Source organism: Haloferax gibbonsii, assembly GCF_001190965.1.
GTDB lineage: Archaea > Halobacteriota > Halobacteria > Halobacteriales > Haloferacaceae > Haloferax > Haloferax gibbonsii.
In genome coordinates, this window is the sequence record NZ_CP011947.1 from 631,890 (window position 1) to 649,460 (window position 17,571).

Annotated in this window: 21 protein-coding genes; 11 read left to right on the top strand and 10 right to left on the bottom strand. The window is 67.5% G+C overall.

Annotated features, from left to right (window positions below):
- Positions 1-67: 67 nt before the first annotated feature.
- The 5 genes from ABY42_RS03395 to ABY42_RS03415 all read left to right on the top strand — a co-directional run bounded on the left by ABY42_RS03395 (position 68) and on the right by ABY42_RS03415 (position 4,882).
- Complete coding sequence (locus ABY42_RS03395; RefSeq protein ID WP_050459883.1) at positions 68-1,384, top strand: sodium:calcium antiporter; 1,317 nt, start codon at positions 68-70, stop codon at positions 1,382-1,384.
- A 57-nt stretch (positions 1,385-1,441) separates the two neighbouring features.
- A complete protein-coding gene (locus ABY42_RS03400) occupies positions 1,442-2,761 on the top strand; it encodes a D-aminoacyl-tRNA deacylase (protein ID WP_050458721.1) in 1,320 nt (439 codons plus the stop codon).
- Between the two features lie 157 nt (positions 2,762-2,918).
- Positions 2,919-4,058 (top strand): cell division protein FtsZ, encoded by a 1,140-nt coding sequence (gene ftsZ, locus ABY42_RS03405; RefSeq protein ID WP_004972824.1) that lies wholly within the window; start codon positions 2,919-2,921, stop codon positions 4,056-4,058.
- A gap of 196 nt (positions 4,059-4,254) precedes the next feature.
- Positions 4,255-4,428: a protein translocase SEC61 complex subunit gamma gene (locus tag ABY42_RS03410; protein ID WP_004044219.1), complete on the top strand. Its 174-nt coding sequence runs from the start codon at positions 4,255-4,257 to the stop codon at positions 4,426-4,428.
- A 1-nt stretch (position 4,429) separates the two neighbouring features.
- Positions 4,430-4,882 (top strand): transcription elongation factor Spt5, encoded by a 453-nt coding sequence (locus ABY42_RS03415; RefSeq protein WP_004972823.1) that lies wholly within the window; start codon positions 4,430-4,432, stop codon positions 4,880-4,882.
- 179 nt (positions 4,883-5,061) lie between these two features.
- Here the strand turns inward: ABY42_RS03415 and ABY42_RS03420 are convergent, their stop codons facing one another.
- On the bottom strand, positions 5,062-5,364 hold the full coding sequence (locus tag ABY42_RS03420; RefSeq protein WP_049905009.1) for a DUF7565 family protein: 303 nt from the start codon (positions 5,362-5,364) through the stop codon (positions 5,062-5,064).
- 98 nt (positions 5,365-5,462) lie between these two features.
- On the opposite strand from ABY42_RS03420, the gene ABY42_RS03425 reads away from it, so the two are divergent.
- Entirely contained in the window at positions 5,463-6,227 is a 765-nt protein-coding gene (locus ABY42_RS03425; protein WP_193493019.1) for a PHP-associated domain-containing protein, read from the top strand.
- 77 nt (positions 6,228-6,304) lie between these two features.
- On the opposite strand, the gene ABY42_RS03430 is transcribed toward ABY42_RS03425, so the two are convergent.
- Positions 6,305-6,829 carry a metal-dependent hydrolase gene (locus tag ABY42_RS03430; protein ID WP_050458722.1) on the bottom strand — a complete coding sequence of 175 codons (525 nt, stop codon included), beginning with the start codon at positions 6,827-6,829 and terminating at the stop codon, positions 6,305-6,307.
- A gap of 70 nt (positions 6,830-6,899) precedes the next feature.
- Complete coding sequence (locus tag ABY42_RS03435; protein WP_050458723.1) at positions 6,900-7,424, bottom strand: CinA family protein; 525 nt, start codon at positions 7,422-7,424, stop codon at positions 6,900-6,902.
- Positions 7,425-7,574: 150 nt separating this feature from the next.
- Between ABY42_RS03435 and ABY42_RS03440 the strand changes: the two genes are divergently transcribed.
- On the top strand, positions 7,575-8,795 hold the full coding sequence (locus ABY42_RS03440; protein ID WP_050459885.1) for an ArsA family ATPase: 1,221 nt from the start codon (positions 7,575-7,577) through the stop codon (positions 8,793-8,795).
- A 37-nt stretch (positions 8,796-8,832) separates the two neighbouring features.
- On the opposite strand, the gene ABY42_RS03445 is transcribed toward ABY42_RS03440, so the two are convergent.
- The 4 genes from ABY42_RS03445 to ABY42_RS03460 all read right to left on the bottom strand — a co-directional run bounded on the left by ABY42_RS03445 (position 8,833) and on the right by ABY42_RS03460 (position 12,531).
- Positions 8,833-9,678: an SDR family oxidoreductase gene (locus tag ABY42_RS03445; protein ID WP_004972811.1), complete on the bottom strand. Its 846-nt coding sequence runs from the start codon at positions 9,676-9,678 to the stop codon at positions 8,833-8,835.
- Positions 9,679-9,744: 66 nt separating this feature from the next.
- Positions 9,745-10,578, bottom strand: coding sequence for an endonuclease V (locus ABY42_RS03450; protein ID WP_050458724.1), 834 nt, complete (start codon positions 10,576-10,578; stop codon positions 9,745-9,747).
- A 1-nt stretch (position 10,579) separates the two neighbouring features.
- A complete protein-coding gene (locus ABY42_RS03455) occupies positions 10,580-11,479 on the bottom strand; it encodes a rhomboid family intramembrane serine protease (protein WP_050458725.1) in 900 nt (299 codons plus the stop codon).
- A gap of 518 nt (positions 11,480-11,997) precedes the next feature.
- Entirely contained in the window at positions 11,998-12,531 is a 534-nt protein-coding gene (locus ABY42_RS03460; RefSeq protein ID WP_004972805.1) for an inorganic diphosphatase, read from the bottom strand.
- A 335-nt stretch (positions 12,532-12,866) separates the two neighbouring features.
- Between ABY42_RS03460 and ABY42_RS03465 the strand changes: the two genes are divergently transcribed.
- A complete protein-coding gene (locus tag ABY42_RS03465) occupies positions 12,867-13,226 on the top strand; it encodes a PadR family transcriptional regulator (RefSeq protein ID WP_004972802.1) in 360 nt (119 codons plus the stop codon).
- 35 nt (positions 13,227-13,261) lie between these two features.
- Here ABY42_RS03465 and ABY42_RS03470 read toward each other — a convergent pair whose 3' ends face one another.
- A complete protein-coding gene (locus tag ABY42_RS03470; protein WP_004972801.1) occupies positions 13,262-13,822 on the bottom strand; it encodes a DUF7108 family protein in 561 nt (186 codons plus the stop codon).
- The gene (gene rnhA, locus ABY42_RS03475) at positions 13,815-14,408 is read right to left on the bottom strand and encodes a ribonuclease HI (RefSeq protein ID WP_004972799.1); all 594 of its coding nucleotides are present in this window, start codon (positions 14,406-14,408) and stop codon (positions 13,815-13,817) included. The genes ABY42_RS03470 and rnhA overlap by 8 nt, the downstream gene beginning before the upstream one ends.
- Before the next feature lie 118 nt (positions 14,409-14,526).
- On the opposite strand from rnhA, the gene ABY42_RS03480 reads away from it, so the two are divergent.
- The 3 genes from ABY42_RS03480 to ABY42_RS19710 all read left to right on the top strand — a co-directional run bounded on the left by ABY42_RS03480 (position 14,527) and on the right by ABY42_RS19710 (position 17,064).
- Entirely contained in the window at positions 14,527-15,507 is a 981-nt protein-coding gene (locus ABY42_RS03480; RefSeq protein ID WP_042663705.1) for a transcription initiation factor IIB, read from the top strand.
- An 84-nt stretch (positions 15,508-15,591) separates the two neighbouring features.
- Positions 15,592-16,854: a DNA repair protein NreA gene (gene nreA, locus ABY42_RS03485; protein WP_004972796.1), complete on the top strand. Its 1,263-nt coding sequence runs from the start codon at positions 15,592-15,594 to the stop codon at positions 16,852-16,854.
- A 36-nt stretch (positions 16,855-16,890) separates the two neighbouring features.
- Positions 16,891-17,064: a hypothetical protein gene (locus ABY42_RS19710; protein WP_004972794.1), complete on the top strand. Its 174-nt coding sequence runs from the start codon at positions 16,891-16,893 to the stop codon at positions 17,062-17,064.
- 33 nt (positions 17,065-17,097) lie between these two features.
- Here the strand turns inward: ABY42_RS19710 and ABY42_RS03490 are convergent, their stop codons facing one another.
- Positions 17,098-17,553: a DUF302 domain-containing protein gene (locus ABY42_RS03490; protein WP_050458726.1), complete on the bottom strand. Its 456-nt coding sequence runs from the start codon at positions 17,551-17,553 to the stop codon at positions 17,098-17,100.
- Positions 17,554-17,571: the final 18 nt, after the last annotated feature.

Genomic DNA, 17,571 nt, shown 5'->3' on the forward strand with positions numbered 1-17,571 from the left:
AGCTACCGGCTTCGGCTTCGCTCTTGTAGCCACGATGGTACGGCAACTCAGCCATCCGCTGACCGCGGTGTTCGGAGCCGCACTCCTGACGGTCCCGTGGCTGGGCCTCCACACGGTGTTCGGCGTTGACCTCGCGACCGGCGTCACCGTCGCCCTCAGCGGTATCGCCGTCCTCGGGGCCTCGTTCCTCCTCGCGTGGGGCGCGGAGACCGCCGAGGCCGACGTGCCGCGGGCGTTCGCCCTCGCCATCCTCGCGGTGCTCGCGGTCGCCCCCGAATACGCCGTCGACGCCCTCTACGCGTGGGAAGCCGGCATCAATCCCGGCTCCCCCGAATCGGCCGAGGCCGCGAGCCTCGCCGTCGCCAACATGACCGGCGCGAACCGCATCCTCATCGGCATCGGCTGGTCCGCAATCGCCCTCTTCACCGTCTACCGCGCCCGCGACACCGGCGACGAGGCGGTCGAGTCTCGTCCCGGCTTCCTCGCGGACGTGGTCCGACTCGACCACGGCATCGCGACGGAGATTCTGTTCCTCTTCGCCGCGACCGTGTTCGCCTTCTTCGTCCCGCTCGGGGCGGGAATCGGCGCGGTCGATATGTTCGTCCTCGTCGGCCTCTACGTCGCGTACATCTTCGTGGCGATGAACTCGCCGCACGAGGACGAAGCGCAGATCGGCGTGCCCGCGTACCTCCAGTCGTACCGGAAACCCAAGCGCATCGCCACGACCCTCGCGCTGTTCGTCTTTTCCGGTATCGTCATCCTCGTCGCCGTCGAGCCGTTCGCTCACGGCCTCGAAGCCCTCGGGAAGTCGGTCGGCATCCCGTCGTTCCTGATGATTCAGTGGGTCGCGCCGCTGGCGAGCGAGAGCCCCGAACTCATCGTCGTGGCCTACCTCGTCAACAAGGCGCGGTCGACCGCCGGCTTCAACGCGCTCATCTCCTCGAAGCTCAACCAGTGGACGCTCCTCATCGGGACGCTCGTGCTCGTCTACAGCCTCTCGCTCGGCTACTACGGTCCGCTCCCGCTCGACACCCACCAGATGGGCGAACTCTGGCTGACGGCCGCCCAGAGCTACTTCGCCATCGCCATCCTCATCACGTTCTCCATCAGCCTCCGCGAGGCGGTCGCCCTGCTCGGGCTCTTCTTGACACAGTTCGTCTACTCCGTCACCGGACTGGCGCTCACGCTCCCGATTCCGGGACTCGGCGCGGTCACCTTCGACGGCGCAACCTCGCTCATCGGCTTCTCCGTCGTCTATCTGGTCGTCGGAACGGCGCTTTTCGTCCGGCGACGCAAGCAACTTGCGGCGGTCGCCAAGCTCTCGGTCCGACGCGTTCGCGGCGACTACGGCGCGAACGAGGTTCCGGCCGCGGTCGAAGACTGACCCGCTCCCCTCGCCGCTTCCGACGCCCTTTTCGCCGGCCTCGGCGACCCTCGTATCGTGATTGGAATCGTCGTCAGCCGCGCCGACAGCGCATCGGTTCACATCGGCGAGCACCTGCTCGAACTCGCCGACTGGGACGAACGGACCGACGGGGACCGACCCGACGCCGACGGCGGCGGCACCGTCTTCTCCCGCGACGGCTTCGAACTCCGCGAGTTCGACGACCTACACATCGACCTCGACGACCCCGCCGAGGCGTTCGACGTCGACGTCGACCTCCTCGTCGTCGTCTCGCGGCACGCCGGCGAGACCGGCGCGCTCCTGACCGCGCACTTCACCGGGAACTTCGGCCCCGCCGACTACGGCGGCGAGCCGGGTCGATTCGCCCGCGCGTGCCCCAACGCCCAGCGCGCCGTCGTCGAGGCGCTCCGCGAGCGCGCGCCGGACGACTACGAAGTCGGCATCGAGGCGACCCACCACGGCCCGACCGAGCCGACGGTCCCCTCGATGTTCGTCGAACTCGGGAGCGACGAAGCGCAGTGGGGAGACCCCGAGGGGGCCCGCGCGGTCGCGGCGGCCGTCCTCGACATCGAGGGCGTCGCGCCCGACGCGGACCGCCAACTCGTCGGCTTCGGCGGCGGCCACTACGCCCCGCGGTTCGAGCGCGTCCTCCGCGAGACCGACTGGCGCGTCGGCCACATCGCCGCCGACTGGCAGCTCAAGGCGATGGGCGCGCCCGAGAACAACCGCGACGTGCTCCGCCGGGCGTTCGAGGCCTCCGCGGCCGACCTCGCGCTCGTCGACGGCGACCGCGACGACCTCGCGGCCGCCCTCGAAGCCGAGGGGTTCCGAGTCGTCTCCGAGACGTGGGTCCGCGAGACCGCGGGCGTCGCCCTCGACCGCGTCTCGGCCCTCGAAGCCGACGTCACGACCGTCGAGGAGGGCCTCCGGTTCGGCGCGCGAATCGACGCCGACGACTACGAGGTCGTCTCGCTCCCCGACGGCCTGCTCGGCGAGGCGCAGGGCATCGACCTCGACGCCGCGCTCGACGCCGTCCGCGAGACCACCGTCGCCTTCCACACGACCGAGGGCGGCGCGCGCGCGGTTGGTCGCGCCGCCGTCGCGGGCGACGGCTACGACGAACTCGTGTCGCGGCTCTGCGACGTGCTGCGCGAGAAATACGACAGCGTCGTCCGCGACGACGGGGCGGTCACGGCGACGGTTCGGGCGTTCGACCCCGCCGCGGCACGCGAGTTCGGCGTCCCCGAGGGACCGGCGTTCGGCAAACTCTCGGCCGGCCAGCCGGTCGAGGTCGACGGCGAGACCGTCGCGCCCGAAGACGTATCGAAAGAACGACTCATCGAGTTCGTCGTGTGACCCCCGGCGGAGCGCGGCCGGCCGATTCGCCCCGTGAGCCGACCTGTGCCGCGGGCTCTCATGTCACGTTTCGGCACGAATCGGCGGCTCGTCGGACAGATGTCTGACGGAAGGGGGAAAGATAATTAGTCGTCCTCCGTAAACCGTCTCCATAAATATGGACTCTATCGTCGGCGACGCAATTGACGAGGCCGAGGCCGAGGACATGGGGGATGAGTCGGTTCAGGTCGACGACTCGACCAACATCAACCGGTCCGGGACGATGACTGACGACGAACTGAAAGCGGTTCTCAAAGACCTCCAGACCAACATCACGGTGGTCGGGTGCGGCGGTGCCGGCGGGAACACCGTCAACCGGATGCACGAGGAGGGAATCAAGGGGGCGAAGCTCGTCGCCGCCAACACCGACGTGCAGCACCTCGTGGAAATCGGGGCCGACACGAAGATTCTCATGGGCGAACAGAAGACCCAGGGTCGCGGCGCGGGCTCGCTCCCGCAGGTCGGCGAGGAGGCCGCCCTCGAATCCCAAGAGGAGATTTACGACGCCATCGAGGGCTCCGACATGGTGTTCGTCACCGCCGGCCTCGGCGGCGGCACCGGCACCGGCTCGGCCCCCGTGGTCGCCAAGGCGGCCCGCGAGTCGGGCGCGCTCACCATCGCCATCGTCACGACGCCGTTCACGGCCGAAGGCGAGGTGCGACGAACGAACGCCGAAGCCGGTCTCGAACGACTCCGCGACGTTTCGGACACGGTCATCGTCGTCCCGAACGACCGCCTGCTCGACGCCGTGGGGAAGCTCCCGGTCCGCCAGGCGTTCAAGGTATCCGACGAGGTGCTGATGCGCTCGGTCAAGGGCATCACCGAACTCATCACCAAGCCCGGTCTCGTCAACCTCGACTTCGCCGACGTGAAGACGGTCATGGAGCGCGGCGGCGTCGCCATGATCGGTCTCGGCGAGTCCGACTCCGAGTCCAAGGCCCAAGAGTCCGTCAAGTCCGCCCTCCGCTCGCCGCTTCTCGACGTGGACATCTCCGGCGCGAACTCCGCGCTCGTCAACGTCACCGGCGGCTCCGACATGAGCATCGAGGAGGCCGAGGGCGTCGTCGAGGAGATTTACGACCGCATCGACCCCGACGCACGCATCATCTGGGGGACCTCGGTCGACGACGAACTCGAAGGCATGATGCGGACGATGATCGTCGTCACCGGCGTCGAGTCGCCCCAAATCTACGGCCGCAACGGCGAGGTGCAGGCGCAGGCCGAAGGCCGTCTCGAGGACATCGACTACGTCGAGTAGTCGCCGTCGTCGGCGACGCGGCCGGGAACGCGTCCACCGCGCTCGCGGTCCGGATGCCCTCCGTTCTCCTCCCCTCGCGTTCCGCGTAGCGGCGTCACTCCGCCGGATTCGACGTTCTCGCTCGCCTTCGAGACCGAATTCGGCTCGACGGTGCATCAATAGATAGAAAAAGCCCGACGCCTTAGGCCCCAGCAACATGGACGTTAAGTACGACCTGAACAGCTACGTTCGCGTGTTGAAACTCGCGAGCACCCCGTCCTGGCAGGAGTTCTCCCAGATCTCCAAAATCGCCGGCGCGGGTATCTTCCTCGTCGGACTGCTCGGTTTCATCATCTTCGCGGTCATGAGCTTCCTCCCCGGAGGGGTCTGAGATGCCCATCTTCGCCGTAAAGACCACCGCTCGCCAGGAGCGAACGGTTGCAGACATGATCGCGACGAAGGACTTCGCCGAGATTCACGCCGTCCTCGCGCCCGACTCGCTCACGAGTTACGTGATGGTCGAGGCCGACGACGACGGTATCGTCACGCGCGTCCTCGAGGAGATTCCGCACGCCCGCGGCCTCGTCGAGAGCGGCGGCGCGGTCGGCACCTCCAGCATGGCCGAAGTCGAACACTTCCTCTCGCCGACGCCGGACGTGGAGGGTATCGCGGAGGGCGACATCGTCGAACTCATCGCCGGCCCGTTCAAAGGCGAGAAGGCGCGCGTCCAGCGCATCGACGAGACGAAAGACCAGGTCACCGTCGAACTGTACGAGGCGACGGTCCCGATTCCGGTCACCGTCCGCGGGGACCAGATTCGCGTCCTCGACTCCGAAGAGCGGTAAGCGTCCGCCCCGACGAGGGCTCTCTTCTCTCTCAGTTTCGGCTCGACTCACCGCGCGCGACGAGCGCCGCGTCCCCCGGCGACCCACCCTCCCGGCGACTCCCATGTCCCCCGACAGTCCCCGGCGAGGCCGTCTCGCGCGACCGTGTCGCGTCCCACCGCGACTTCCGGCTGTTCCGTCTACAGCGCGCCCTGCTCGCGGAGCGTCTCGACGACGCTGTTGAGGTCCGCGTCCGCCTCGACGGCGTCTTTCACGTCCTCGCGGATGCGGACCGCGGAGGAGTCGGCGTCGTACGCGCGGACGAACTCGGCGCGGGTGTGCTCGTCGAAGGCGTGTCGAATCGCGAAGTAGCCCTCGGGGACGATGGTCCCGCACACTTTGCACTCGTGGCGCTCGTGTTCCACCGTCTGGTGGATGACCGCGCTTTCCGCGTCTTCGAACCGACCGTCACACCCTTCGATTCCGCACTTCCACCGGGACATGTTCCCACCGACGGACGTGAGCGACAAAACCGTTTCTTCGACCGCCCGGCGTTCGACAAATAGCAACCACTAACTGGTGGCTGACCCGACCGTATCGTGTGAGCGCGACCACGACGACGCGGGTCGATATGCACGTGAAGATTCTCGACGAGCGGGTCGTCTCGCGCGCGAAAGCCCGCGGTATCGACGTGCTCGTCTACGCGCCGCACTTCGTTCGCCTGCCAGACATCCGCGCCCGTGCGGCGCGCTTTTCGGACGACGACCTGCTCGTCGTCCCTGCCCGCGAGGTGTTCACGGGGTCGTGGCGCGACCGGAAACACGTCCTCGCGGTCGGCCTCTCGGACCCCGTGCCCGACTTCATCACCCTCGACGGGGCCTTCGCGGAGTTCGACCGGCAGGACGCGGCGACGCTCGTCCCGCACCCCGAGTTCCTGACGGTGAGCCTCACCGCCGAGGACGTGGCCGCCCGCCGCGACGACATCGACGCCGTCGAGACGTACAACACGAAGACCCTGCCGCGGGACAACCGCCGCGGGCGCGACATCGCCCGCGAGACGGGGCTGCCGGGGTTCGCGTCGTCCTACGCGCACCTCCACGGCACCGTCGGCGAGGCGTGGACCGAGTTCGACCGCGACATCGGCTCCGAGGCCGACCTCGTCGCCGCGCTCCGCGAGGGGGCGGAACGCCGGGTCGTCCGCCGCACAGGAGTCTCCCACGCGCTCCGCGGCGTGGCCGAGTTCGCCCACCTCGGCTACGAGAACTCGTGGGGGAAAGTCGACCGACTCCTGCTTTCGGGGATGGAGCCGACGCATCCGAGCCACATCGCCTACGACGGTCGGTTCGACGACGTGAGCGTCTACTGAGTGTTACCGAACAGCCGTTCGTTCGACCGCGCCCGCGCCCGAACGCGCCAGCACCCAGCACCGCGGCCGCCAACCGCTCAGAGCACCGCGGTGAACGACGCCGCGGCGTCCGCGAGGGACACGTCGAGCGAAAAGAGGTAGTAGTGGACGCCGGCGAGGACGCCGAGTTCGGCGACCGTGACGACGACGGTCACCGCGTCGGCGTGTTTCGAACTCGTCGCCACGCCGGTCGGCAGGTCGTACTCCTGCGGCGAAAGCGGGTAGAACAGCGCGATGCCGCGCTTCGAGCCGACCATGTCGAGGACGTAGTGGGTGGCGACGCCGATCCAGACGAAGTGGAGGTTGCCGAAGACGAGCGGGAACGCGAGGAATATCGCCAGCACCGGGAGGTTGTGGAGCGTCTTGCGGTGCTTGCCGAAGGCGGTGTCCACGTCGGGGAACAGCGCCCCGAGGACGACGGGCAGCGACAACTGGCCGATTTTCTGGGCGAGGAGGAACGCCGAGTCGACCGTCGGTTCGAACGACCGCGGGTCCACGGTGAGGATGACGCCGAGCCCGAGCGCCAACAGGATGGCGTTGAGCACGTGTCCCTTCTTGTTCATGGATGCAGACTGGTCCGGCGGGATACAAAGCTTTCCCACGGAACCGACCGACGGCGGCCGTGCGACCGGCTCAGCCGGTCGTGGCGGACTCGATTTCTTCGCGGAGGAGCGCCAGCGCCCCGCGCGCAATCTGTTCTTTCACCTGCGTCCGCGACCCGTCGTACTCGAAGCGCTCGACGCGGGCGTACGAGTCGCCGGAGCCCCACGGCGCGGCGAAGGCGACGCCGACGAAGACGGTCCCGACCGGCTTGCCGGGGAGTCCGCCCTCCGGCCCGGCGATACCCGTCGTGGCGAGCCCCCACGTCGCGTCGGCCACGTCGCGGACGCCGGCGGCCATCTCGCGGGCGACGGGCTCGGAGACGGCGCCGTGTTCGTCGAGCGACTCCCGCGAGACCGCCAGTTCGTGGCGCTTGGCGTCGTAGGAGTAGGTGACGAGCGAGCGGTCGAAGTAGTCGCTGGAGCCGGGCACGTCGGTCAGGAGCGACCCGACGAGGCCGCCCGTACAGGACTCCGCGACCGCGACGGTGTGGTCCGCCTCGCGGAGGGCGTCGCCGACGCGGACCTCCTCGGGCGGGTCGGATGCGAACTCGCGCATACGACCGACGACGGGCGGTCGGGACAAAAAGCGGTCGGGGAGGCCACCGGCGGCGTTGGCGTCGCGGTCGGCACCGATGCGGCGGGACAAAAGTCCACCGGCGGTTCCGAGACCGAGAAGTACACAAAGCCCCGCGGTGTCGGGTCCGACATGGACATCGACGTTGAGCCGACGGAGCGACCCGACGCCGACGAAGACGACGACGCCGGCGACGACGGGCCGGCCGAAATCGAGGTGGAAGTCACCGAGCCCGACGAGGTCACGTCGACCGACACCGAGGACCTCCCCGAGGGAATCGACGCCCCGGATTACGTCCTCTACGGCGGCAAGGGCGGCGTCGGGAAGACCACGATGGCCGCGGCGACGGCGCTCGCCAGCGCGGCCGACGGCACCGCGACGCTCGTCGTCTCCACGGACCCCGCGCACTCTCTTTCCGACACGCTCGGCGTGCCGGTCCCCGACAAGCCGACTCGGATTCGCGAGGAGATTCCCCTCTACGCGGCCGAAATCGACCCCGACGCGGTCATGGACGGGCCGTTCGCCGGCGGCGACGGCTCGGGCGAGGACTTCGACGACGAGACCGACTTCGAGACCGGAGACTACGACGACGACAACCCCTTCGCCGGCGGCGACTCGGACTCCCCGTTCGGTGGGATGGGCGGCGGAATGGGCGGCTTCGAGGACCTCCTCGGCGGCGACGGGCCGATGGGGATGGGCGGGCCGATGCCCGGCGCGGACGAGGCTGCGGCGATGCAGCAGCTCCTCGAATACATGGACGACCCGCGGTTCGACCGCGTCGTCGTCGACACCGCGCCCACGGGCCACACGCTCCGCCTGCTCGAACTCCCCGAACTGATGGACTCCATGCTCGGCCGCATCGCCCGCATGCGCCAGCGCTTCTCCGGCATGATGGACAACCTCAAAGGGATGTTCGGCGGCGGCCCCGACGACCCGCAGGCCGGGATGGCGGACCTCGACGACCTCCGCGAGCGCATCGAGCGCCTGCGCGCGGTCCTCCGCGACCCGACGCGGACCGACTTCCGGGTCGTCATGATTCCCGAGGAGATGAGCGTCGTGGAGTCCAAGCGCCTCGTCTCGCGGCTCGACGAGTTCGGCATCCCCGTCCAGACGCTCGTCGTCAACCGCGTGATGGAGTCCGTCGAGGACGTGGCCGACGTCGACCCCAAGTGGATAGAGTCGCCCGACCTGGAGAACTGCGGCTTCTGTCAGCGCCGCTGGCAGGTCCAACAGGACGCGCTCCGCTCGGCGACGAACCTCTTCCGCGGCCGCGACGTGAAGCGGGTGCCGCTGCTCGCAGAACAAGTACAGGGCGAAGACGCCCTCCGGGTCGTCGCGACCTGTCTGAAGTAACGCCGAGACGGCGGTTCGCGGGCCGACCGCGACGAATTCAGGGAAGCTTGCGAGCGAAGCCGTAGAGCGCGTCGCGCCACGCGTCGGGCAGGAAGCGCGCGAGGACGCCGACGCGGGCGACGGTTCCGGGCTGGTAGCGCGCCCGCGGCTTGGTCGAACTCGCGGCGTTGACGATGTCTTCTGCGACGCGCTCGGGCGGAATCGCGCCGGGACCGCCGCCGCCGAGCGCCTGCGAGTCGTCGAACAGTTTGTAGAGCTTCTCGTACGCGCCGGAGCGGTCGAGGCCGTCGGCGTCCTCGCCGTTGCCGTTGACCTCGTCGTCCACGCGGTTCGAAAACTGCGTCTCGACCGGACCGGGTTCGATGAGGACGGCGTCGATACCGTACTCCTCGACCTCGGTGCGGAGCGCGTCGGTCATCGCCTCGATGGCGAACTTCGAGCCGGCGTAGACGCCGGTGCCGGGGAAGGCGACGCGGCCGACGACGCTGGAGACGTTGACGATGGTGCCGTCGCCCTGCGAGCGCATGTGGGGCAACACGGCGCGCATGAGTCGGTGGGGGCCGTAGACGTTCACGTCGAACTGGTCGTGGACCTTCTCGGTCGGCACGTCCTCGACGGGGCCCATCTGACCGTAGCCGGCGTTGTTGACGAGGCAGTCGATTCGGCCCTGCTCGTCGGCGATGCGGTCGACCACGCGGTCGACGTCCCCCTGGTCGGTCACGTCGAGCGTCGCGATGTTCGCGCCGCGTTCCCCCAGCGTCTCGATGTCGGCCGGGTTCCGGGCGGTGGCGTAAACCTCCCACTCCTCGTCGAGGAAGTCGAGCGCCGTCGCGCGCCCGATTCCCGAGGAGCAACCGGTGATGAGGACCGTCTTTTGATGCACGTCGGTAGGTCGAACCGCGCGCTGTTAAGTGTACGCGGTTCGCCACGATTGGGCCGCGGTCGCGTCTCAGTCTTCGTACTGCGCCTTCGCCTCGTCGGCGTACGCGTCGGCCAACCGGGTCGGTTCGGGGAGCTTGTACTGCCCCGAGAGCCGGGAGACGAGGTCGACGGTCGTGGCCGCAGAGAGGCGGTGGCCGGGGCTGACGTACAGCGGGTTCACGATGGGCCGCGAGTCGTACTGCCGCGACTGGAAGGCGTAGCCGATGGTCGTCTCGGGGCTGGCGGGGTGGCCGCCGACCGGGTCGACCGAGTCGTCGGCGCGAATCGGCGTTCGCCAGCCCTCCGGCCGGCCGTCCACGTCCTCGTCCGGCGTCCCGCAGAGGAGGGACTTGGCGACGCCGATGCTCGGTACGTCGCAGACGACGCCGAGGTGGGTGGCGAGGCCGGCCTGTCGGAAGTGGATGCGGCCGGAGCCGTCGAAGACGAGCAGGTCGGGGTCGCGGTCGAGTTCGGCGAGTGCGTCGAGGATGGGACCGCCCTCGCGGAACGAGAGCAGACCGGGGATGTAGGGTAAATCGAGGTCGGAGACGGCGTGGACGCGCTCGACGACCTCGCCGCCGCGGAGGACGACGACGGCGCTCAGCGCGCGGTCGTCCAGAAACGACTGGTCGATGCCGGCGACGAGCGGTGGTTCCGAGTCGGTGTCGTCGTCACCGCCGGGCGCTGTCGCGTCCGTGAGTGTCTCGTTTTCCGTCTCCCGGGAGTCGAGCGAGACGCGCGTCGGGTCGAACGGGAGGTCGTCCTCGAAGACGGCGGCCTCGGCGACGCGGCGCTGGAGCGACTCCATCTCGTCGCGCGAGAGGCCGGGGCGCGGCGCGAGTTCGGGGCGGGCCGGACGCATCTCAGAACCGGCCGCGACCGGGGCCGCCGGGACCGCCGGGACCGCGCCCGCCGAGCGAGAGCTGCGAGGGGACCTTCCGCTGGCCCTTCACCCGCTGGCCGTAGGCGAGGCCGATGACGAGGCCGATGAGGTGCGCGAAGTGGGCGATGCCGTCGGCGCTCTGGCTGACGAAGAAGAACACCGAGATGCCGGCGAACCCGAGCGTGAACAGCCACAGTGGCACGGGGATGATGAAGTACAGATAGATTCGAAGCCCCGGATTCAGCACCGTCAGAACGCCGAGGACGGCCATGATGGCGCCGCTCGCGCCGACGACGGCGCTCACACTTCCCGGCGACAGGAGCATCGACGAGCCGACCTGCGCCAGTCCGGCGAGCATCCCGCTGACGAGGAACAGCGCCGCGAACTTCCGCGAGCCGACGTAGCGCTCCACCAGCGGGCCGAAGAAGAACAGCACGATGGAGTTGCCGACGATGTGGTAGAAGCCGCCGTGGGCGAATATCGAGGTGACCCACGTCCAGACGTACTCGGGGTGAATGCTCGTGAGGTAGAAGGCGCTAATCGAGAGGGAGGGGAGGCCGAGGAACTGCTCCAAGACGAGTTGGGCGAAGAACGTGAGCCACATCAGCGCGAGAAACAGGTACGTGACGTTCCCGCGGAAGTAGCCGAGCACGCCGCCTGCGCCCGTGAGCGAACTGAGCAGTCCGCCGCCGCGGCCGCCCTGATTGTTCACCGAATCGTCGAAGGAACTGTCGAAGACGCCGGCGGGGTCGTCCCAGTCGGAGAGCCCCGCGCAGTCGTGGTTCTCGGGGAGGCGGTGTTCGGAACAGAACGTCCCGCCACACCGTGAACAGCGGTACGGCAGACTCTCGTCCTTGCCGCACACGTCGCAGATAGGCATTACCAACGCCTTACAGCGGCGAGATAAAAAGGGGTTCCCTCATGGATGTGGAGTGTGAACATACAGCGAACGAGCGGTAGATTCAGGTGTTTCGTCGCTTCGGTCGATGGGGCGCCCCATCTGTCAGAGGCGGCCGCGTGGCTGTCGGCGGCGTAGACATCGTGTCGCGCTCGGCGGTCGTCGCGCGAGAAATTCGGGGTTACGCGTCTTCGGAGGACGCTTCCTCGGCGTCTTCGTCCGCCTCGTCGGCGGGCGTGAAGTTCGTGGGGACGACGGTCGGGTGCTGAAGCCCGAGACGGGGTTGCTTGGCTGCCATGCTCGTCTCGACGTACCCGACACAGGGACTAAAGATTACCCATGCGCATAATTTATCGGTCGATGCGGCGGCGATAACTGTCGGGTATCCGCGTCGCCGACGCTGGTCGGTTTCCGTCGGACGCGTCTCGGGAGTCGACGCCGAGGTCGGCGGCGACGCTCCGACTCGAAGTCGACGTCGAAAAAGCGCGCGGCGGAGTCGCTTACGCGAAGTTCTCTTCGTAGAGGTCCATCGCGTGTTCGATGGCGTCCTTGGCGGCCTGCTTGTCCTCCCAGCCCAGCGTCTCGACTTCCTTGCCGGCCTCGAGGTTCTTGTAGGTCGCGAAGAACTCGTCAATCTCGTCGAGCGTCTGCTGCGGGATGTCTTCGAGGTCCTCGATGTGGTCGTAGCGGGGGTCCTCGATGGGGACGGCGATGACCTTGTCGTCCTGCTCGCCGTCGTCGTCCATCTTCATGAGCGCGACCGGGCGGGCCTCGATGACGCAGCCGGGGAACGTCTGGTCCTCGACGAGGACGAGCACGTCGAAGGGGTCTTCGTCGTCGTAGTACGTCTGCGGGATGAAGCCGTAGTCCGACGGGTAGTGGACGTTGGAGTGGAGCACGCGGTCGAGGACGACGCCGGGGATGTCCTTGTCGTACTCGTACTTGTTGCGCTCGCCTTTGAGACACTCGACAACTGCGTAGATTTCGTCCGGCGCGTCGGGGCCGGTCTCCATGTCTTCCCAGAGGTTCACCATACCGAACCCATCCTCGATGCGGGCAAAAGTCCTTTCGGGATTGGTCTCGTACCGCTGTCATCCGGGTCCCGTCGGCCGCTTCGAACCCCTCTATATCTGGAGGTATTCCCCACAGAATCCCACGACGCTACTCCTATGCGTCTGAGATATTCCCCGGGTATGCCCGCTCGGCGACGCTGCGTCGTCTTCCCTTTGTCGCCGTGACTCGACTCTGTGCAATACCCGGCACTCGTGTGCGCTCTGCCCCAATTTCTTTGAATAATGGGCCTCCGTACGACGGCGAAACAGACTGCTCGTTGACAAAGTTTAAATAGGAAGGTGACATTTCCATATGCATGTCAGAGGCACAAACAATTGGCAACAAATCCGGTGCGGCTCGGGACCTCACCGCGTTCCAACAGAACATCCTCGTCATTCTCGCCGAGGAACCGATGTACGGCCTGGCTATCAAGCGTCACCTCGAATCGTACTACGACACCGAGGTCAACCACGGGCGTCTGTACCCCAACCTCGACGACCTCGTCGAGATGGGGCTGGTCGAAAAGAGCGAACTCGACAAGCGGACGAACCAGTACGAACTGACCGACGACGGCCTCCAGGCGGTCCTCGACCGCTTCGACTGGATGCTCTCGAAGTTCGTCACCGACGACGAGCGCGCCGAGATGGTCTCGGAGCTCGTCGAAGCCAAGCTGTAATCGGCTGCACACACCGCACGAACCGCGGGGTTCGCTCAGTTGTATTCGGGCACTTCGGCGTCTGCGGCGTCGAAGAGCAACTCGAGCGACTCCGGCAACAACGACCGCTGTTCCGCGGTCGGCCACGCGTTGCGTGGATAATATTCTTCGACGAACTCGCGCACTTCGGGAGCGCCAGCCATCTCGACTCGCCGGACGTAGTGGTTCCCGAGGAAGTCCGCGAACGCCCGCGCGTTCGCCGCGTGGTCCGCGCCGTGTTCCTCGGCGACGGTCTCGACGTACGCCGCGTTGTGCTCTTCGACCGCGCCCCACTCGTGGTCCTCTCCGGCCCCAGACAGGGGGCGTTCGATTCCGCGGTCGACATCGTCGATTTCCGTGGGGTCGACGACCCCGTCGTCGTCGACCCACTCGTCGGGGTGGAGCACCAACACGTCGTCCTCTTCGCGGTGTCGCGCGCGGAACTCGTACTCGCTCACGAGGTCGTCGCGGACGGACCGATACGTCGCCGCCTCGTCGGGGTCCACGGCGTCGCGGGCCAGCCGCGTCAGCCGTTCGGCCTCGGAGAGCACGTCTTCGGGAAGTTCTGGCTCAGGCATGGTCGAGGGCCTCGTTGGCTAAGGAGTCGGCGCGGTCGTTTATCTCTCGCGGTACGTGCTCCAGCGACCAGCGGTCGAACGCCGACAGCAGCTCTCGGGCCTTCACGCGGCGCTCTTTGAGACCGGGGTCGTTCGTGTTCCACTCGCCGCGGACCTGCTTGACGACCAGTTGGGAGTCGCCGCGCACGTCGATCTCGTCGTACCCGTACTCCTCGGCGACCGACAGCGCCTCCACGAGCGCCTCGTACTCCGCGCGGTTGTTGGTCGTCTCGCCGATTCGCTTCGAGCCCTCGGCGACGATACCGTTGCTGGTCACGATAGCCCACCCGATGGCCGCGGGGCCGGGGTTCCCGCGGCTCGCGCCGTCGAAGTAGACGTGCGCGCGGCCGCCTTTCGGCTGGATGAGCGCGAGCAGGTCGGTCGGCCGCGACCCCTGTACGACGACTTTCCCGTCGTAGGCGACCGCGCTGGCGTCGCCGCGTTCGGCGCGCCACCGCTCGTGGTCGGTGTTTCCGGGCGAGACGGACACGCCCGCGGCTTCGAGTCGTCCTCGGGCTTCGTCGGGGTCGCACTCGACGGTCGGCATACCGTCACCTCACCGGTGATCCGGTAAAGGCGCTCCGTTCGTCGCTGCGGGCACGACGACACGCCGACGAACCCCGCCAAAGGTTGAAGTGCAAGGAAATAGACAATATATAAATGCGATGAAACGGCCTACCCGCCAGCGGGAGCGTGAGCACGACCGGACTCGATGGGGAGACGAGTCACAGGACGACGAGACATCAGAAGAGGAGTTGGACCTCGACGACCTCGACCCCGAGGAGGTCGTTCGGACCGGCGACGGCGAGTTGATTCACGAAGAGACCGGCATCATCATCGAAGAAGAGCGCATCGACCCCGGCCCGGAGTGGCGGGCGTTCAACCACTCCGAGCGGCAGTCGAAGTCTCGCGTGGGCGCGCCGACCACGCAGACGATGCACGACAAGGGGCTGACGACGACCATCGACTGGAAGGACAAAGACGCCTACGGCCGCTCTATCTCCTCGAAGAAGCGGTCGCAGATGCACCGCCTGCGCAAGTGGCAAGAGCGCATCCGCACGAAGGACGCCGGCGAGCGTAACCTCCAGTTCGCGCTCAGCGAAATCGACCGCATGGCCTCGGCGCTCGGCGTCCCGCGGTCGGTCCGCGAGGTCGCCTCGGTCATCTACCGCCGCGCGCTCAGCGAGGATCTGATTCGGGGGCGCTCCATCGAGGGCGTCGCCACCTCGGCGCTCTACGCCGCCTGTCGCAAGGAGGGCATTCCTCGTTCCCTCGAAGAGATTTCCGAGGTGTCTCGCGTCGAGCGCAAGGAAATCGGTCGCACGTACCGCTACATCTCCCAGGAGCTCGGCTTGGAGATGCGGCCGGTGGACCCGAAGAAGTACGTCCCGCGGTTTTCGTCCGAACTCGACCTCTCGAAGGAGGTCCAGTCGAAGGCGAACGAGATTATCGAGACGACCGCGGAACAGGGGCTTCTCTCCGGGAAGTCGCCGACCGGCTTCGCGGCCGCCGCAATCTACGCCGCGTCGCTTCTCTGCAACGAGAAGAAGACCCAGCGCGAGGTCGCCGAGGTCGCGCAGGTGACGGAAGTCACCATCCGGAACCGCTACCAAGAGCAGATCGAAGCGATGGGCATCCACACCTGAGCCCCACCCGCGCGAGTCGCATCCCCTTCTGACCCCGGACGCGTCGCCGAAGGTTCATACCCGCGGGCGACCCACGTCCGGTGAATGCGGCTCGACGAGTACATGGACATCGAGCGGGACGAGCGCGCCGAGCGGCGGCGACTCGCCGAGGAGAAGTCCTACGGCATCCTCGACCACCTCGAGACGTTCCAAGACCGGTTCGAGGAGACGGTGCAGGGAGACTCGCTGTACGGCGGCGTCTCCCCGTCTATCTTCGTCGGGCGGTCGAACTATCCGAACGTCTCGACGGGCATCCTCTCGCCGGTCGGCCACGACGAGGACGCGGCGTCGTTCGAGACGAGCGCCGCGTGGTACGACGAGGGCGTGAGCATCGACGACGTGTTCCAGCGGCGCACCTCGCTTCTGAACTCAAACCGCGGGACGAAGGTGACGAACGTCGCCGACTCGTGGGACGGCTTCCTCGGGACGCAACGCGAGGTCGCCATCGCCGACCGCCCCGTGACGGTCGAAATCGGTCTCGACGGGAAGCCGTCGCTCGACCTCGACGCCAGCGCCGACGACGTGGCGACCCCCGTCGGCCCGCGGGCCCGCGCCCGCTCCGCCGACCTCGCGGAGAACCCGCACGTCCCCAAACTGGTGAAAAAGACGCTCGAAGACGACGACTGGAACGCCGAGGGCGCGATGACGTACCTCTACCGCCGCGGCTTCGACGTGTACGACATCAACACCATCCTCTCTGCGGGCGCGCTCGGCCAGACCGAACAGCGCCGACTCGTCCCGACGCGGTGGTCCATCACCGCCGTCGACGACACGCTCGGCCAGTACCTCCGCGGACAGGTCAAACACGCTGACAGCGTCGACGGCGTCGAAATCTACCGCAACGAGTTCATCGGCAACGCCTTCTGGGTCATCCTCGCGCCGGGGCGCTGGGAGTTCGAACTGATAGAGCTGAAAGCGCCGGGGAGCGTCTGGAACCCCGACCCCGAGGCGGGGATGTACCTCGCGGCCGACCGCGAGGGCTACGAGGGCCGGACCGGCTACGTGAACGAGACGGCCGGCGCGTACCACGCCTCCCGACTCGGCGTCCTCGAACACCTCCAGGAGCGCGGCCGACAGGCGAAGGCGCTCGTCATCAGACACGTCTCCGACGACTACTGGGGGCCGGTCGGCGTCTGGCAGATACGCGAGTCCATCCGCCACGCCTTCGAAGGCGAGACGGCCGACGCCGAGACGTTCGGCGACGCCGTCCGCGACGTGACGGAGTACCTCCCCGTCTCGCTCGCGGACCTCCGGCGGAAGTCCACGATGGCCGCCGGCCTCCAGACCGACATCTTCGACTTCACGTGAGCAACGTATTTTGACAGTCGGATAATACGTTCCCGCATGGTCCCGTTACAGGTACCCGGCGGTCCCGAACTGCTCATCATCATCCTCATCTACGGCATCTTCGCGCTCCTCCCCGTGGTCGCGGCGCTCGTCGCGCTCTACCTGCTGTACAAGATTCGCGGCGACGTCAAGCGCATCGCGGACGCGGTGGACGCGCGAGACGGGTTGTAAGTCGAGACGGCTGGATACGCTCGGTGACCTCGATTATGCCTCGGCCGCGTCGAGGTTGGCGAGCGCCTGTTCGACGAGTTCGCCCGTGTCGGCGATGATGTCGGCCATCTCGTCGTTGTCGGGCGCGATACCGATGAGCCGGGCGACGCGCATGATGCTCAGGTGGTAGACGACCTGCTTGCCCGGTTCCTCCTCCCAGATGACCACGTTGCACGGGAAGAGCCCGCCCATCTTCTTGTCGGTGGCGTCGAGCGCGCGGTCCGCCATGTTCGGGTTACACGCGCCGAGGACGTAGTAGGGGCTGCGGCCGGCGTCGACCTTCTCGTTGAGCATCTCGGAGGGCGAAAATTCGGTGGCGACACCGAACCCGGCGTCGGTGAACGCCTCGCGGACGCGCTCGATTGCCGCCTCGTGTTCCATCTCGAGGACGACGCGTTCCTCGCCGATGTCTTCCGGTTTGATGGCGCTGGGGTCGATTGGGAGTGCCATGACCCACCCTTGACTCCC

Bases quoted from the DNA above. Each gene is read 5' to 3' on its own strand.
- ABY42_RS03450 (WP_050458724.1), bottom strand. From the start codon at position 10,578: ATGCGTCCGGCCCGCCCCGAACTCGCGCCGCGCCCCGGCCTCTCGCGC.
- ABY42_RS03435 (WP_050458723.1), bottom strand. From the start codon at position 7,424: ATGCGCGAGTTCGCATCCGACCCGCCCGAGGAGGTCCGCGTCGGCGAC.
- ABY42_RS03465 (WP_004972802.1), top strand. From the start codon at position 12,867: ATGTCAGAGGCACAAACAATTGGCAACAAATCCGGTGCGGCTCGGGAC.
- rnhA (WP_004972799.1), bottom strand. From the start codon at position 14,408: ATGCCGACCGTCGAGTGCGACCCCGACGAAGCCCGAGGACGACTCGAA.
- nreA (WP_004972796.1), top strand. From the start codon at position 15,592: ATGCGGCTCGACGAGTACATGGACATCGAGCGGGACGAGCGCGCCGAG.
- ABY42_RS03490 (WP_050458726.1), bottom strand. From the start codon at position 17,553: ATGGCACTCCCAATCGACCCCAGCGCCATCAAACCGGAAGACATCGGC.
- ABY42_RS03440 (WP_050459885.1), top strand. From the start codon at position 7,575: ATGGACATCGACGTTGAGCCGACGGAGCGACCCGACGCCGACGAAGAC.
- ABY42_RS03420 (WP_049905009.1), bottom strand. From the start codon at position 5,364: ATGTCCCGGTGGAAGTGCGGAATCGAAGGGTGTGACGGTCGGTTCGAA.
- ABY42_RS03455 (WP_050458725.1), bottom strand. From the start codon at position 11,479: ATGCCTATCTGCGACGTGTGCGGCAAGGACGAGAGTCTGCCGTACCGC.
- ABY42_RS03410 (WP_004044219.1), top strand. From the start codon at position 4,255: ATGGACGTTAAGTACGACCTGAACAGCTACGTTCGCGTGTTGAAACTC.
- ABY42_RS03415 (WP_004972823.1), top strand. From the start codon at position 4,430: ATGCCCATCTTCGCCGTAAAGACCACCGCTCGCCAGGAGCGAACGGTT.
- ftsZ (WP_004972824.1), top strand. From the start codon at position 2,919: ATGGACTCTATCGTCGGCGACGCAATTGACGAGGCCGAGGCCGAGGAC.
- ABY42_RS03480 (WP_042663705.1), top strand. From the start codon at position 14,527: ATGAAACGGCCTACCCGCCAGCGGGAGCGTGAGCACGACCGGACTCGA.
- ABY42_RS19710 (WP_004972794.1), top strand. From the start codon at position 16,891: ATGGTCCCGTTACAGGTACCCGGCGGTCCCGAACTGCTCATCATCATC.
- ABY42_RS03470 (WP_004972801.1), bottom strand. From the start codon at position 13,822: ATGCCTGAGCCAGAACTTCCCGAAGACGTGCTCTCCGAGGCCGAACGG.
- ABY42_RS03430 (WP_050458722.1), bottom strand. From the start codon at position 6,829: ATGAACAAGAAGGGACACGTGCTCAACGCCATCCTGTTGGCGCTCGGG.
- ABY42_RS03460 (WP_004972805.1), bottom strand. From the start codon at position 12,531: ATGGTGAACCTCTGGGAAGACATGGAGACCGGCCCCGACGCGCCGGAC.